This window comes from Corynebacterium sp. 2571A, from assembly GCF_055700935.1.
Genome location: NZ_JASTTE010000002.1, coordinates 443,939 through 459,104, shown reverse-complemented (window position 1 = coordinate 459,104; position 15,166 = coordinate 443,939). Strand labels below are relative to the sequence as shown.

Here is a 15,166-nt window from a genome sequence, read left to right as displayed (position 1 = left end):
CGGCTGGGTGCTAGCCGGCCGCGTCTTCTCCGCGGCGGTGCCGTAGCTGTGGCCGCCGGCGCGCGGCTGACGTGCCGATTGCCCCACCCGCGCGCCGGTATCGCGATACCGCCGGTGCGGGCGCGATCCCGGATTCCGTGACGTCACGGTGGTAAGTCACCTGCCTTATTCATTTCCTCTGGGACAACCACCCGGCTGCCCAAAGCAACTGCTAATTCCCGGCTCCAGAATACGGGGCACGGACCGGCAGATCCGGTAACTCGTCCGCGCGTGGTGCATTCGATTCCGCGTTCTGCTCACGGTTTTGCTCGCGGCCCTCGCCCGAACGCTCGGACTGTGCCTGCGGCGAACGATGCCCGTCCGGCGTCGCGTTCAGGCTATCGGACATGCCTTCCGTGTCGTCCGGGTTGCTGGAGGCGCGGCCCGGGCGGATCGCCGTGCCGTTGACGTCGATGATGGATTCCTGCTCGTCCGTCGCCGCGCGCTTCTCCTCTACCTTGCCGTCCTCGCCGACCTCGACGACGCCGGGGTTGGTGGGCACGCCCATGTTCGCGTCCGCGGCGCGGCGGGCCACGTCCGCGGTGGAGCGCACGTTTTCCAGGTCGCGGTTCAGCGTTTCAATCTGGTTGCCCAGCTGCGATTCCTGCGCGGAGAGCTGCTGGATCTTGAAAGTCTGGGAGGTCGACAGTCCCGACAGCCACATGGCCAGGCACACGCCGCCGATAAGCAGCACGATGGCCACTGCCGACAGGCGGGCGAACAGTGAGTTCTTCTTGATCGGGGTCAGCCGGCGGCCGCGCTGGGAGACCACCTGCTGGGAGCCCAGGCGCTGGTAGCGCGGGCCGTGCGGGCTGGTCGTGCCGTGCGAGCTGCGCCGCGGGCGCACATCCCAGCGTTCCGGGGTCCGGGTTCGCGCGGTGCGCTGGGCGCCGCGGCGGCCATCCCGCTCGAGCAGTGCGGTGGCTGCTCCGGTATCTTCTCCGGTGGTGAAATCTCGGCTAGCTCCCATGGAGCGGTGTCCCTTCGTCGAGGATTGGCGGGTGGTGTGTCGAGTGGTCTGGGTCATGGCGTGCCTCCCGGGGAAAGCAGCTGCGGGGTGCCGGCTATTCGCTCCAGTGCCCGCACCCGCACCGAGGCGGCCCGCGGGTTCTCGGCGATTTCGGCCTTAGAGGCCTTCTCCGCCCCGCGGGTTGCCACCCGGTAGTCCGGTTCGGTGCCTGGCAGGTCCATCGGCAGGCCCTCCGGGGTCGACGACGTCGATTGCTCCTTGAAGAACTGCTTGACCAGCCGGTCCTCCAGGGACTGGTAGCTCATAAACACCGCGCGGCCGCCGACGCGCAGCGCCGCGGCGATAACCGGCAGCACCTGCTCGATGGCCTCCAGCTCGCGGTTGACCTCCACGCGCAGTGCCTGGAAGGTGCGCTTGGCCGGGTGCCCGCCCGTGCGCCGGGTCGCCGCCGGGATGGTGGCGTACAAAAGCTCCACCAGCCGCGCCGAGTCACGGAAGAGTTCCTTCTCGCGCTCGCGCACGACGGCGCTGGCAATCTTGCCGGCGAAACGCTCGTCCCCGTAGGTCTTAAGGATGCGCGCCAGGTTGCCGTGGTCGTAGGTGTTGAGCACATCCGCCGCGGTAATCCCCTGGCTGGGGTCCATACGCATGTCCAGCGGCGCGTCCTGGCTGTAGGCGAAGCCGCGCTCGGCCTGGTCCAGCTGCATCGACGACACCCCCAGGTCAAACAACGCGCCCGCGATGCCCCACTCCCGCGCCTTGTCCAAAACCGCGTGCGGGGTGGCCGGCCGGGCAATCTCGTCGCCCACCTCGTCGAAGCGCGCCTGCACGCCCACGAAGCGGTCCCCGAACTTCGCCAGGCGCTCGCGGGCCGCCGCCAACGATGCCCCATCGCGGTCGATGCCAATCACCGACACCTCCGGGAAGGTCTCCAGGAAGTATTCCGTGTGGCCGCCCGCGCCAAGCGTGCCATCCACTAGGACGGCGCCGCCCGGGGTCTCTGCTTCCGCCTTCGCCACGGCGGGCGCGAGCAGCTCAGCCATACGCTCACGCATCACGGGCACGTGGCCGTGGTTGTTGCGTTCAGCTGAAGCCATGGTGCCCCCTTTCCGTAAACGAAGTAGCTTGGGATTTGGCCGCGGTGGGTTGTCGGGACAAATTAAGTGCGTATAGGGCCCTGCCCGAAATGGGTTCTGATGTCGGGGAAGTACACCAGCTACTCCACTTCGGACAGAGTCCGTACACGCACTCTGTTGAGTTGTGAACTGCCTTCTACAGCAGGCCGGACAGGACGTCGTCCGCATCCGCCGCCGAGTAGGCGTCTTCAGTTTGCTCTTGGTACTCAGCCCAAGCGGCTGCGTCCCAAATCTCGAGAAAATCCACTGAACCGACAACCACGCACTCTTTGGAAAGGTTGGCGTATTCGCGGTGTCCTGCGGACAACGTGATACGGCCATGCCCATCCGGGCGTTGCTCATCGGCGCTCGCTGCCAAGTTACGAATGAACGCACGGGCGGTGGGGTTCGTCCGGGACACGGCCGCTGCTTTTCGAGCTCGTTCCGCAAACTCCTCGCGCGGGTAAACCGCTAGTGAGTGGTCCTGCCCCTTAGTCACCATCAGTCCGCCAGCTAGCTCATCTCGAAACTTAGCCGGAAGCGTTAGGCGTCCTTTGTCATCAAGCTTCGGAGTGTAGGTTCCGAGAAACATCCCGGCGTCCACCTTCCTTGGCTCGATAACTCCGACATTTCTCCACGGTCTCAAAGTTCGACTTCTCCACCGCTGCGCCCCACTTTACCCCACTTTCCCCCACTTTCAACACCCACCGCGCCCCACCCATCACCCACTCGCCACATAACCACAGGTCAGAGGTAATAAAAATAGTGGGGAGAAATCCCCAGGCGCGGCGTTTTCGAGGCCTCAGACGCCACATAGGCACCTCTTTTACCACAAGATTCTTTAGCCCCAAAGCGCACACGCCCCTACTACTGCGACTCGCGAGCTGGCCTAATGCCGCACGCGCCGCTCCTCCCGAAGGCCCGCCCCCGCGCAGCACTCCCCGTTCTAGGCCCCGCGGGGGCCAGCGTGGGGGAAAGTGGGGAATTGTGTGTAGACCACGCGGAGACACGAAAAAGGCCCCTGGGATCCCTCCCAGGGGCCTGGAAAGCTAGGCCGCTTAGCTCGATGCTCTAGTTGCCCTCGAAGCGGCGGCGGAAGTTCTCTTCCAGCTTGTTACCCATCGAGCTACCGCCGGACCGCGACGCCCCCGCGCCGCCCCGGCCGGAGCCCGATTTCCTCTTGCCCGACTTCGCACCCGTGGTACCGCCACCGCGGAGCATCCAGATGCCCGCGCCGAACATGACGAGGAAACCCAGGATCGACAGGACCACGAACCACAGGCTGTTCTGCGCCAGGGCCACGCCGCCCACCAGCATGACCAGCCCGACAACTACCAGCGCCACGCCGCGCAAGGTCACGGCCCCGCTCGGGGACCCGGCCGAGGCCTGGGCTACAGAGGCACCGAACTTGGGATCTTCAGCCAACAGCTGCTGCTCGAGCTCCCGTAGCGCGCGCTGTTCCTGCTCCGAAAGAGACACTGTACCTCCAATAAACCTTAGGGACCGCTGCCTAAAATACGGCCCTGTACGACGGCCTTTCACTGTGTTCAACGTGAGCGCCAAACATTTAGTTCCCGCCCTGCCACTTCCTCCCCCATTCTAACGTAGATACAAAGCCCAACTTAAGCCCCGGGCCAACCCCTAGGGCTAACAACTAGGGCTAACAACTAGGGCTAACAACTAGGGCCAGCACCTGGCGCTAGCACCTAGGCGGCAAAGTCGGATTCCACCGCGGCCGCATGGGTGGCGGCCATAAACCGCGCGGCCAACCCCATCAGCTCGAAGACGGTGTCTTCCTCGACCCCGTCCTCCAGCCCGAGGGAAACGCGGGAGCGCAGCTTGGAGTACTGGCCGAATTCCTGCGCCCACTCCTTATCCTCCGCGCTCACAAGCGCGAGCTGCTCCCAGGCGCTCGACGGCTTGCGCTTGCGGCGCGCCACCACGGAGACCGCGATGCGCGCCCCCGCGGTGCGCAGCCCCGCCTGGTAGGCGACCTCGAGGGCCTCCTCGAAACGTCCGTCCGCCGCATACTCCCGCGCTTGCTCAATCAGCATTCGCGCTTGACGCAGGAAATGCTGCTGCTTCCCCACGCCGCTGGTGCGCGAGGTCCGCGTGGTTGCCTGCCTAGTTGCCGAGATTACGTGTGCCATGTCCGTTCACCTTCCCTCCGAAGCTGCCGCTTGCGGGAGCGCCATTGTTTTCTTTTGCCGTTTACTCTAGGAACACCTCCGACTCACACCTCTTAATATAGCTCAGGTGTTCGAACTCCACAACCCCTCAAGCAGGATTAAAACTTTCTTTTCGAACACTCGGGAGCTAGTTCGAACACCTTTAATTAGGCTAATTGCCCCGCCGCGGGGCCAAACATGTTTCGATAGATTCGTGAACATCTCCATCCGTCGCCTCAGCCCGCAAGAGTTTTCCCTGCTCGCGCCCCAGCTCGTCGAGATCTACATCGAGGCGATGGACTACAACGACTCCATCCGCGTCAGCCGTACCCACGCCTGGCGCCGAGAGATTTCCCACCCGGGCTTTAGCGCGGTAGTCGCCACCACCGAAAGCGGCATCGTCGGCTTGGCCTACGGCTTTCTCGGCTCGCCGGATACCTGGTGGGACCGGCAGCTGCGCCGGGGCTTCTACGAAAAGGGCGGCCCCACCGAGCAGCAATGGGCGCTGCTGCGCAGCTATTTCGAGCTAGCCGAGGTGCACGTGCGCCCCGGCATGCAAAACCACGGCATCGGCCGCAAGTTGATCACGGAGCTGCTCTGGAACGTGCCCGCCGACTACGTCGCGCTGTCGACGCCGGAGGTGCCCCAGGAGGGAAATTCGGCGTTCGGCCTCTACCGCTCGCTGGGCTTTCGGGACGCACTGCGCCACCACCGCTACCCCGGCGATTCCCGCCCGTTTGCCCTCTTGTACGCCCCGCTGCCGCTGCCGGCGGTTGCGCAACACCGGAGCGCCACCCGCGACCGGTAAGATACCTAGGCGTGACCGCAGACAATATTCCCCAGCTTGAGCAAATCCCCGACGCCGCCCGCGCGACCCTCGCGGAATTCCTGGAGGAGCGACGGCCGGTCGTAGGCTCCATCGGCGCGCCGGTTACCCGCTCCATCGCCTACCTCGAGGACTTCGTTCTCGGCGGCGGCAAGCGCATCCGCCCGCTCTACGCCTGGGCGGGCTTCGTCGGCGCCGGCGGACTGGACGGCGACGAGGATCCCCAGGCCGTCCTCCGCGCCGCCTCTTCCCTGGAGTTCATCCAGGCCTGCGCGCTCATCCACGATGACATCATCGACGCCTCCAGCACCCGCCGCGGCAAGCCGACGGTGCACCGCGCGGTGGCAGGGCGGCATCGTCAAGCGCAGTGGCACGGCGACGCCGACTTCTTCGGCGAGTCCGTCGCCATCCTCGTCGGCGACATGGCCCTGGCCTGGGCCGAGGACATGCTGCAGGATTCCGGCCTCAGCGCCGCCGCCCTGGCCCGCACCCGCGAGCCGTGGCGCGCCATGCGCACCGAGGTCATCGGCGGGCAACTGCTCGACATCACCTTAGAGGCCACCGGTTCCGAGTCGGTCGAGCTCGCCGATGCCGTCAACCGCTACAAGACCGCCGCCTACACCATCGAGCGCCCCCTCCACCTAGGCGCCGCCATCGCCGGCGCCTCGCCCACGCTTATCGATGCCTTCCGCGGTTACGGCCGCGACATCGGCGTGGCTTTCCAGCTGCGCGACGATCAGCTAGGCGTTTTCGGCGATCCCTCCGTCACCGGCAAGCCGGCCGGAGACGACCTGCGCGAAGGCAAGCGCACCGTCCTGCTGGCCACGGCCCTGGAGCGCGCCGATCAAGCCGATCCCGCCGCGGCCGCCACGCTACGCCGTCTGATCGGCACCACCGACGACCCGGCCGATATCGCCACCATGTCCCAGATCATCCAGGACTCCGGCGCGGTCGAGGCCATCGAGGAACGCATCGATGCCCTGACCGAATCCGGCCTGGGGCACTTGCACGCCGCCGGCGTGGACGAGAAGGTCTCTGCTGCCCTGCGCGACCTGGCCATTCGCGCCACCTCCCGGCAGAAATAGCGCCGCGCCATGGCTACGACCCCACTGACCATCCGCCTCCCGCGCCCGCTAACGCTCGGGCTCGCCGGGACCATCCTGCTGGCTATCGCGTCCTTTTCCGGCGGCGCCACCCGCAACCGCGGCGGCCTGTTGGAGGCGCTCAACCTGAGCTTTTTGGCCTACGGCCACGGCCGCAACCTCGGCATGGCGCTGTTTTGGGTGGGCATCTTCTGCCTGGTCGGCGCCTGGATCCTCCTGGGCCGGGAGACCGTCGCGCCCGCCCGCGAGGGGGCGCTGGGTACCGTCCGGCACACGCTGGCCTGGTGGCTGGCCCCGCTCATCGTGGCCGCGCCGCTGGCCTCCCGTGACGTCTATTCCTACCTCATGCAGGGCGCCATGGTCCGCGACGGCTTCGACCCGTATTCGGAAGGCCCCGTGGTCAATCCCGGTCCCTTCCTGCTTGAGGTCTCCCAGGACTGGCGCAACACCACCACCCCGTACGGTCCGCTGCACCTGTGGATTGGTGACGGCGTGACCGCCCTGGTCGGCGACAACGTCGCCGTGGGTATCTTCGTCTACAAGTTGATTTCCTTGGCCGGCTTCGCCGCGATTGCTTGGTCGGTACCCCGGATCGCCCGGGAGCTCGGCGGCTCGCCCACGATGGCGCTCTGGCTCGGCGTGGCCAACCCCGTCATGCTGCTCCACCTCGTGGCCGGCATGCACAACGAATCCGTCATGGTCGGCTTGGTCTCCCTGGGCCTGCTGCTGGCCCTGCGCCGCAAGTTCCTGTCCGGGCTGGCGCTGATCGCCGCCGCCGTGGCCCTGAAGGCGACCGCCTTCATCGCGATGCCCTTCGTCGTCTGGATCATGGTCCACCACTTCGCCCCGCGTGCGACCTCCAGCGTGGCCAAGCGCTTCGGCGTCTTCGTGGCGGCCGGCACCGTGATGGTCCTTGAGACCGTCGCCGTCGTGGCCGTCATTACCTGGGCGTCCGGGTCCTCCTGGGGCTGGCTATCGGAGATTACCGGCAACGCCAAGGTCATCAACCCGCTGGCCGGCCCGACGCTGGTCACCGACGTGGTCGCGCCGCTGGTCCAGATCTTCAACCCGGATATTTCCTACAACAGTGTGCTGAGCATCATGCGCACGCTGTCGATGCTCCTCATGCTGCTGGGACTAATCCTGGTGTGGTGGATTTCCCGCCGCAGCATCCGCGATGCCGTCCTAGGCACCGCCGGCGCCTACCAGGTCGCGTTCATCTTCAACTCCGTGACGCTGCCGTGGTACTACGCCTCGGTCATCTCGCTCGTGGGCGTGGCGCGGCCGCCGATGTGGGTCATCAAGCTCGCTACCGGCGCCTCCGTCTTCGTGGCCGTGTCGTTTTCCAGCGACGGCAACCACCAGCTCTACAACTGGTGGTGGGTCATCGGCTCCATCATCGTGTCCTGGTTGGCCGCCGAGTGGGTTTTCCCCGCCCGTCCGCGGCGGGAATTATCCTCAGCATCCCGCGCCGCGGTGTAACGAGTTCAACTCCCGAGGCGCCCAAATCGGGGTTCTCCACAGCCGCGCCGCGTGTTGAGACCAGCTTTGTGCCTACTTGGGCACGTTGCTCCATTTTTCGCCCTTAGGGCAGCTCGCGCCGCAAAAACGGGCATTTTCGCCTCTTTCTGGGCCCGTACAGGATGGTTACTTTGCCCCGAGTTATCCACAGATCGGCATTCCGGCCCTTGTAGGGGTTGATCTGTGCTTCTAGCGTGTGAGTCATGACAACGACAGCCATGGACACACTCAAAGCAGCGCACGCCATCTTCGCGGACGGGATCCAGTATTTGGACCTGTGCCGCCAGCTCAGCCTGCCCGCTATGAAGGCTGTCATGTCCGACGTCGCCGCCGCCGCGCAGCACCGTGCCTGCCAGACCTTCTTCGGGAAAACGTCCTATACGCGCAAGCAAGCCGCCGCCCGCCGAGCCGCCGCTTCTCAGGGCCATCACCTGGACACCCTCTTGGTGTTGGACAATGCCTTCCGCCGGGTACGCCACCAGGGCGACGCCTGGGCCATGCTCATCGAACTCTGCAACACCCCCGGCACCACGAAACAACTCCGCCGGCTTGCCAACCAAAAAGTCTTGGAGCTCAACCGCCCGGCCCCACCCGCCGAAGGCGTGCGCGTGACCCGCCGCAAAGACGGACCCAGCACCTTCTCCATTACCGGGGACCCGCAGCTGGTAGAAAACCTCTGGGCATCAATCAAGACCATCCCCGACGTGGAAGCCTTGTTCAGCGGCGGGCTAGAAAAACAGCCCAAGACCACCCACGTGGTGATCTCCCTACCGGACTGGGTGCACATCCTTGCCGGCGACGGGGACGAGATCACACTGCAGCTGAGCAACGGCACCACCATGACCGGTGCCGACTACGTCCGCCAATGCCTCCTCGACGCCGGCCTAGCCACCTTGGTAGACCCACGGCGCGGGCCGGTCAACCAATACCGCTACCAACGGCATGCCTCACCGAAGCAGAAGGACATGGCCAAAGCCGAAACCACCCGATGCGCCTGGCCCAACTGCCGCAAACCTGCGGATGAGTGCCAGGTCCACCACATCCACCCCTGGGCAGGCGGCGGAGAAACCAACCAAGAAAACCTGACCTTGTTGTGCGAGTTCCATAACTCCTGGAACGACGACGACCCCGCCTACCCCAGACACGGGAGAGTCAACCGAAGACACGGCACAGTCACCTGGGACCCACCCTGGAGCGGCGGGCCCTAGCGGCCAACGGCTGACGGCCGGCGGCTGACACGGGGTCAGCCAAGGAAAAAGAAACAACAAAGTCAACCAAACCCCGCGACTGCCGGGCAACAAGCAAAGGCACAAGAAAAGGCGCCACGGAAACCACTCCGTAGCGCCTACTCGGCGTGCCTTAGAAGGCCGAGGCCTGCGCGCGCCGGATTACTTCGCGCGCGAGGTGCCCGTGCAGGCCGTCGATGGGACGCCCCGGCAGGGACTCGTCCTCGGTGAAGAGGTGGCGAAGGATTTCGTCCTCGCTGTAGCCACCGTCCGACAGCACGGTGATGGCTCCCGAAACGAATTTGCTGATGGCGTCCTTGTCGTTGAAGAAGGCCGCGGGGACCAGCTTCTTGTCGCCGGTGCGCCAGGCAATAATTTTCTTCGCGTTCAACAGGTCGTGCACGCGGGTCACCGCGATGCCGAGCTTGTCGGCGACCTGCGGCAGGGTGAGCATCGGTTCGTCGCGGAGCAGGGTTTCCAGAGATTCATCCATACTAGTCACGGCACTCTACTGTAGCCGGTGTGCACATCCTCCGGGATTTCGGCCATACTGGAATCCATGAGTCGGTTAGAAATTGGTGACGTGCTGGAGAACCGGTACCGGGTGGACCGCCCCATCGCCCGCGGTGGCATGTCCACGGTCTACCGCTGCGTGGACCTGCGCCTGGGCCGCGCCGTCGCCGCCAAGGTCATGCACGCGGAATTCGTGGACGACCCGGTCTTTACCCGCCGCTTCGAGCGCGAAGCCAAGGCGATGGCCCAGCTCGCCCACCCGAACCTGGTCGGCGTGTACGACTTCTCCGCCGACGGCGACCCGATGTTCCTCATCATGGAGCTCATCACCGGCGGCACGCTGCGCGAGCTGCTCGCCGAGCGCGGCCCCCTGCCGCCCTACGCGGCCGCCGGCGTCATGCGCGCCGTGCTCGCGGGCCTGAACGCCGTCCACAACAAGGGCCTCATCCACCGCGACATCAAGCCGGACAACGTCCTGATAAACTCGGATCACCGGGTGATGCTCGGCGACTTCGGCCTGGTCCGCTCCACCAGCGCGCAGCAGGCGACCTCCGACAAGATCGTCGGCACGGTTTCCTACCTGGCCCCCGAGCAGGTCGACGGCTCCCCGATCACCCCAGCGACGGACGTCTACTCGGCAGGCATCGTCCTGTTCGAGCTGCTCACCGGCACCGTCCCCTTCCAGGGCGAGACCGCCCTGGCGCATGCCCTGGCCCGCCTCCAGGAGGATGTGGTGGCGCCGAGCGAGCGCATCGCCGGCATTCCCCCGCTTTTCGATGCCCTCGTCGCCTCCGCCACCGCCCGCGATCCGCAGGGCCGTTTCGCCGACGCCGGCGAATTCCTCGCCGCGCTTGACGATGTCTCCCAGGAGCTGGGCCTGCAAACCTACACCGTGCCCGTCCCCCAGGATTCCGCCGCCGCCCGCACCGCGGCCCAGCCCACGGACATGTCCGGCACGGCGGTCTTCGCCGCCACCGGGGTCTTCGAAAACTCCGAGCCGCCCGAAGACCCCGGGGACCTGGACGCGGAGGCGGAAACGCGCATCGTTAGCGACCCCGCGGCTGAGGCACCGACCGAGCACTACCGCCGCGAGCCGCTCAGCTTCGAGACCCGGCTGGACCAGCCCCAGGTCGCCCCGCAGCCGCTGCCCGCGCCCCAACCGCCACAACCAGCACAACCCGCCCCCGCGCCGCTCCAGCGCCCCCAGGCCGCCCCGATGGCCCGCACGGCCGAAAAAGAACCCACCGAACGGCTGCTGACCAACCGCTCGTGGGTTCCGTTGACGCTGTTTCTTATCGTCGCTGCTGTGCTTGCCGGCGGCGTCGCGCTGGCGGCCTGGTGGTTCGGGTCCGGCTACTACGCCGGCACCCCGATTTTCTGGCGCACCTACTAGCGATGCCGCCCCTGGTTCCGCAGCATCTCCGCCACCAGGAAGGATAGCTCCAGCGACTGCTGCGTGTTCAGGCGCGGGTCCACGGCGGACTCGTAGCGGCCCGGCAGATCGACGTCGGTGATGTCCTCGGCGCCGCCCAGGCACTCGGTGACGTCCTCGCCGGTGAACTCCAGGTGGATGCCGCCCGGGTGGGTGCCCAGCTCGCGGTGCACCTCGAAGAAGCCCTGCACCTCGTCCAGGATCTTGTCGAAGTGGCGAGTCTTGTAGCCGTTCGACGCGGTGAAGGTGTTGCCGTGCATCGGGTCGGACTGCCAGACGACCTTGTGACCGGACTCCTCGACGGCCTTGATGACCGGCGGCAGCACGGTGCGCACCTTGTCGTGGCCCATGCGGGCGATCATGGTCAGGTGTCCCGGCTCGCGCAGCGGGTCGAGCTTCTCCGCGTATTCCACGGCCTCCTCCGGCGTGATCCCCGGCCCCAGCTTGATACCGACCGGGTTACCGATTAGCGCCGCGAAGTTGACGTGGAAGTCCTCCAGCCCGCGGGTGCGCTCGCCGACCCACACCTGGTGGGCGGACAGGTCGTAGAGTTTGGTGTGGCCGCGGTCGTCCTGGCCCAGGCGCAGCATGCCGCGCTCGTAGTCCTTGAGCAGGGCCTCGTGCGAGCAGTAGATGTCGGCCGAGCGCAGGGTGTCGTCGTTGACGCCGCAGGCGCTCATGAAATTCAGTCCGGCCTCGATCTCGTTGGCCAGGGCCTCGTAGCGGGCGCCGGCGCGGGAGTTGGAGACGAACTCGCGGTTCCACTCGTGCAGCGAGTACAGGTCCGCAGTGCCCGACGAGGTCAGCGACCGCACCAGGTTCATCGCCGCCGAAGAGTTGGCGTAGGCACGAACCATGCGGGCCGGGTCGTGGCGGCGGGCTTCCTCGGTCGGCTCCACGCCGTTGACGATGTCGCCGCGGTAGTTCAGCAGCCCGTTACCGTCGCGGTCCGCGGAGCGCGGCTTGGCGTACTGGCCGGCGATGCGCGCCAGCTTGACGACCGGCGTCGAGGCACCATAGGTCAGCACGACGGCCATCTGCAGGAGGGTCTTGATGTTGCCGCGGATGTGCGGCTCGGTGTTGGATTCGAAAGTCTCGGCGCAGTCGCCGCCCTGGAGCAAAAAGGCCTTGCCAGTGGCGACGGCCGCGAGCTTGCGCTTCAGGGATTCAATCTCCGGCGGCACGACGATGGGTGGGACCGACTCCAAGATCTTGCGCACGTTGTCCGCCTGGGCCTGGTCCCAGGACGGCTGCTGCTTGGCAGGGCGGTCTACGACGTCCCGAAACTTCTCCTCGATGCCATCCGGCAACGGGGGTAGATCGGGCAGGGCTTCATTCGGGATATCAATTGTCCAACTCACACCCCGATTTAACCACGTTCATCGGTCGGATGATAGTTACGGTTTACTTAGTAATCCGATTACCCTTGGTCAGTGGCAGCGCCTTCTGGCAGATGTTGAACTTGGCCAAGTTGTGGCGCGCATCCACTAAGGCGTCGTGGTTGCCCGCCGGCACGGCCGGCAGCTTCGGGCGGCCGGCAAACTCCCAGTACTGCTTGAGTTCTCGCGTGTACCGCGGCAGCCGCTTGGGCAGCCCGGCCATGTCGCCCCACAGCTGCGCGAGCACCACGTGGTCGTAGGCGCCGACCCACGCCCACAGTTCGGGCGGCGTTTTCGCGTTGCATAAAAACCCGTAGACTTCCTCCCGGATGGTGTGGACGGGCTTCCACACGGCATCGTGGGGCGAGGGCAGTTTATCGAGCACGTTTTCACGCACCCAGGAATTGGCAAGCTGCGGGTCGAACTCCGTCGACACCGCGTAGTATTCGCGTCCGTCTTCCGCGACAATACCGATGGAGACCAGCTCTATTGTCCGGCCGTCCTCAATGAATTCGGTGTCGTAGAAGTATCGCACGAGTACTAATTCTAGCTCTTGGCTAGACAGGTCCTCGCGCGGGGTAGAATACTGCCGTGCTCGCTTCAACTATACGGCGCATTCCCGCCTGGATTCCGCTCCTCGTGTCCTTTGTGGTAAGCATCTTCTGGCTTATCGATACCCCCTTGTTGCTTACCGAAGGCACCTTAAGGCCGTACTACCACATCGATCTCGACGTCTACCGTGAAGGCGGCCAGGCCTGGTTGGAGGGCAAACACCTCTACGCGCAGGATTACGAGGTCACCGGCGGGATAATCCTGCCTTTTACCTACCCGCCGCTGGCGGCGGTGCTCTTTTCGTCCCTCAGCGTGGCGAGCCTGCCGGTGGTCTCGGCGGTCTGGACGGTGGCATCGTGGGCCGGACTGTGGGCGTGCCTCTGGCTGGTACTGCGGCCGCTCAAGAAGGACGCGGCGGCGACGTGGGCCGCGTGGTGCATGCTGCCGGCCACGTTGGCGGAGCCCATCACCGAGACTTTCAGCTTCGGCCAGGTCAACATCTTGCTCACGCTCATCGTGCTGCTGGACTTTCTGGTCCTGCCCCGCCGCCTGCGCGGCGTGCTGCTGGGCCTGGCGATTAGCATCAAGCTGACCCCCGCGGTCTTCGTGCTGGTCTACTTCGCCCGGCGGGAGTGGCGCGCGCTGGCGACCACCGCGGTGGCGGTGGCCGGCTGGGTCGGGGTGGGCTTTATCGCCGCCCCGGACAGCTCGCGGGACTACTGGCTGCAGACGCTGCGGGACTCGGAGCGTATCGGCGGCTTGGCGTATTCGTCCAACCAGTCCCTGCGCGGCTTCCTCGAACGCATCGGGGCCGGTGACTGGTGGCTTGCCGGCGTGGCGGTCGTCATCGCCGCCTGCGTGGTGGCCGTCTACCGCGTCCGCGCTGGCGGCGTGGTCCCGATGATCCTCATCACTGCGCAGCTGTCGCTGCTGGCCTCGCCGGTGTCCTGGTCCCACCACTACGTGTGGCTGGTGCTGCTGGCGGCCTACGTCACCGCGCTTGTCCCCCGCAGCTACTGGCTGCCCGCGCTGCTGTGGCTGGCGCTTTTCGCCCGCGGGCACTGGCTGGTGCCCAACACCCAGAACCAGGAGCTGGAGTGGAGCCTGTGGCAGGCCGTGCCCGGCAACGACTACTTCTGGTTGACCTGGGTTATCGTGCTGTGCGCGCTGGTGGCCCCGCGGTATATCTGCGGCGGTTTCATCGACCAGCCCAGCACGGGGACCTTGCTCAAGGCCCACAGCGCCAGCGTCCCGACGGCGGAGATAACCAAGCAGTAGAGGATCCAGAACCAGGTGTTCTCCCACGGCCACGCGCCGTCGATCATGACCTCAACGGGGTGGTAGGCGGTCAGCAGCCCGAAGCCCAGGGTCAGCGCGATGGGGTGGCCCAGGTAGACCGGCAACGTGTGCCGGCCGATAAACCGCAGCAGGTGGGATACACCCGGCACATACGACAGCAACACCGCGCCCGCGATGGCGGCCGGGAACATCAGCAGGTGCTGCCCCAGGCGCACCAGGGACCAGAGCTCCGCGCCGCCGAGCCAGTCCGCACCCGGCAGGTACCAGTCCACCACGATGTCCGAGTCCTTGATACCGTTCCACCAGCGCACCAGGCTGTAGCCGGCCACAAAACCGCCGGCGCTGCCGAGCACGGGCGCGATGGCCTTGAGCACCGCGTACTTGGGCGGGCGAACGCGGGCGGTGAAGGCGTGGCGCAAGGGGGCATCGATGAGCTCGGCGAAATCCGTGATCCACTGGCGGCAAAACGCGCCGATGACGAAGACGGGCAGGTACATCAGCGCCTTGCCCACGAAGTAGACCTCCTCGTGCCAGCCCAGAAAGAGCACGGGGGCCAGCGAGCCGAAAATCGCGGCCCAGCGCGGCAGGCGGCGGACCGCCCACAGGTAGAGGTTGAACAACACCAGCGCGTGCAGGAACCAGCCCATGTTGTGGCCTAGCAGCAGGGACAGCGCGTAGTCAGTGAAGGTGCGCGGCTCGTCGCCGAAGACGATTGAGTAGTGGACGCTGTTGGTCCACAGCTCGACGGGGACCCAGATGCAATAGGGCACGATGAAAAACCACAGGCGGCGGCTGAAGAGTTCCCACAGGCTGTAGTGGAAAATCTTTTTCGAAAAGTAGCCGCTGACCAAGAAAAACAGCGGCATGCGCAGCGGGTCCAGCCAGGTGTTGGCGGCAAAGAGCCAGGTTAAGTGGGCATCCGGGACGGTGATGGAGATATGCAGCACCACCACCCCGATGATCGAGAGCCCCTTCGCAACATCGGGCCAGGCCAGCCTTTGGGAGGCGGCGGGAGAAGGCAAA

14 protein-coding genes and 1 pseudogene are annotated in these 15,166 nt (G+C 65.9%); 6 read left to right on the top strand and 9 right to left on the bottom strand.

Annotated features, from left to right (window positions below; genetic code table 11):
* Positions 1–211: 211 nt before the first annotated feature.
* The 5 genes from ftsL to QQS53_RS05545 form a co-directional block, all read right to left on the bottom strand.
* Complete coding sequence (gene ftsL, locus QQS53_RS05565) at positions 212–1,066, bottom strand: cell division protein FtsL (protein WP_472774904.1); 855 nt, start codon at positions 1,064–1,066, stop codon at positions 212–214.
* On the bottom strand, positions 1,063–2,106 hold the full coding sequence (rsmH, locus tag QQS53_RS05560) for a 16S rRNA (cytosine(1402)-N(4))-methyltransferase RsmH (RefSeq protein WP_472774903.1): 1,044 nt from the start codon (positions 2,104–2,106) through the stop codon (positions 1,063–1,065). The genes ftsL and rsmH overlap by 4 nt, the downstream gene beginning before the upstream one ends.
* 175 nt (positions 2,107–2,281) lie before the next feature.
* A complete protein-coding gene (gene mraZ / locus QQS53_RS05555; RefSeq protein WP_296205687.1) occupies positions 2,282–2,716 on the bottom strand; it encodes a division/cell wall cluster transcriptional repressor MraZ in 435 nt (144 codons plus the stop codon).
* 479 nt (positions 2,717–3,195) lie between these two features.
* Positions 3,196–3,603: a DUF3040 domain-containing protein gene (locus QQS53_RS05550; RefSeq protein WP_472774902.1), complete on the bottom strand. Its 408-nt coding sequence runs from the start codon at positions 3,601–3,603 to the stop codon at positions 3,196–3,198.
* 227 nt (positions 3,604–3,830) lie between these two features.
* Positions 3,831–4,274, bottom strand: a complete 444-nt coding sequence (locus tag QQS53_RS05545; RefSeq protein ID WP_472774901.1) for an SAV_6107 family HEPN domain-containing protein — start codon at positions 4,272–4,274, stop codon at positions 3,831–3,833.
* 232 nt (positions 4,275–4,506) lie between these two features.
* Here QQS53_RS05545 and QQS53_RS05540 point away from each other — a divergent pair, with 232 nt between their 5' ends.
* The 4 genes from QQS53_RS05540 to QQS53_RS05525 all read left to right on the top strand — a co-directional run bounded on the left by QQS53_RS05540 (position 4,507) and on the right by QQS53_RS05525 (position 8,950).
* Positions 4,507–5,100, top strand: coding sequence for a GNAT family N-acetyltransferase (locus QQS53_RS05540; RefSeq protein WP_472774900.1), 594 nt, complete (start codon positions 4,507–4,509; stop codon positions 5,098–5,100).
* Positions 5,101–5,111: 11 nt separating this feature from the next.
* Complete coding sequence (locus QQS53_RS05535; protein WP_472774899.1) at positions 5,112–6,203, top strand: polyprenyl synthetase family protein; 1,092 nt, start codon at positions 5,112–5,114, stop codon at positions 6,201–6,203.
* Positions 6,204–6,212: 9 nt separating this feature from the next.
* Positions 6,213–7,703 (top strand): alpha-(1->6)-mannopyranosyltransferase A, encoded by a 1,491-nt coding sequence (locus QQS53_RS05530; protein WP_472774898.1) that lies wholly within the window; start codon positions 6,213–6,215, stop codon positions 7,701–7,703.
* Between the two features lie 242 nt (positions 7,704–7,945).
* The gene (locus tag QQS53_RS05525) at positions 7,946–8,950 is read left to right on the top strand and encodes an HNH endonuclease signature motif containing protein (RefSeq protein WP_472774897.1); all 1,005 of its coding nucleotides are present in this window, start codon (positions 7,946–7,948) and stop codon (positions 8,948–8,950) included.
* 151 nt (positions 8,951–9,101) lie between these two features.
* Here the strand turns inward: QQS53_RS05525 and QQS53_RS05520 are convergent, their stop codons facing one another.
* Positions 9,102–9,461 (bottom strand): Rv2175c family DNA-binding protein, encoded by a 360-nt coding sequence (locus tag QQS53_RS05520; protein ID WP_472775056.1) that lies wholly within the window; start codon positions 9,459–9,461, stop codon positions 9,102–9,104.
* Between the two features lie 66 nt (positions 9,462–9,527).
* Here QQS53_RS05520 and QQS53_RS05515 point away from each other — a divergent pair, with 66 nt between their 5' ends.
* Complete coding sequence (locus QQS53_RS05515) at positions 9,528–10,874, top strand: protein kinase domain-containing protein (protein WP_472774896.1); 1,347 nt, start codon at positions 9,528–9,530, stop codon at positions 10,872–10,874.
* On the opposite strand, the gene QQS53_RS05510 is transcribed toward QQS53_RS05515, so the two are convergent.
* Entirely contained in the window at positions 10,871–12,274 is a 1,404-nt protein-coding gene (locus QQS53_RS05510; RefSeq protein ID WP_472774895.1) for a class II 3-deoxy-7-phosphoheptulonate synthase, read from the bottom strand. The genes QQS53_RS05515 and QQS53_RS05510 overlap by 4 nt on opposite strands.
* Positions 12,275–12,317: 43 nt before the next feature.
* The gene (locus QQS53_RS05505; RefSeq protein ID WP_472774894.1) at positions 12,318–12,827 is read right to left on the bottom strand and encodes a polyadenylate-specific 3'-exoribonuclease AS; all 510 of its coding nucleotides are present in this window, start codon (positions 12,825–12,827) and stop codon (positions 12,318–12,320) included.
* 56 nt (positions 12,828–12,883) lie between these two features.
* Between QQS53_RS05505 and QQS53_RS05500 the strand changes: the two are divergent.
* Positions 12,884–13,774: pseudogene (locus QQS53_RS05500) on the top strand (glycosyltransferase 87 family protein); the annotation flags it as partial.
* Between the two features lie 200 nt (positions 13,775–13,974).
* Here QQS53_RS05500 and QQS53_RS05495 read toward each other — a convergent pair.
* On the bottom strand, positions 13,975–15,165 hold the full coding sequence (locus tag QQS53_RS05495) for an acyltransferase family protein (protein ID WP_472774893.1): 1,191 nt from the start codon (positions 15,163–15,165) through the stop codon (positions 13,975–13,977).
* Position 15,166: the final 1 nt, after the last annotated feature.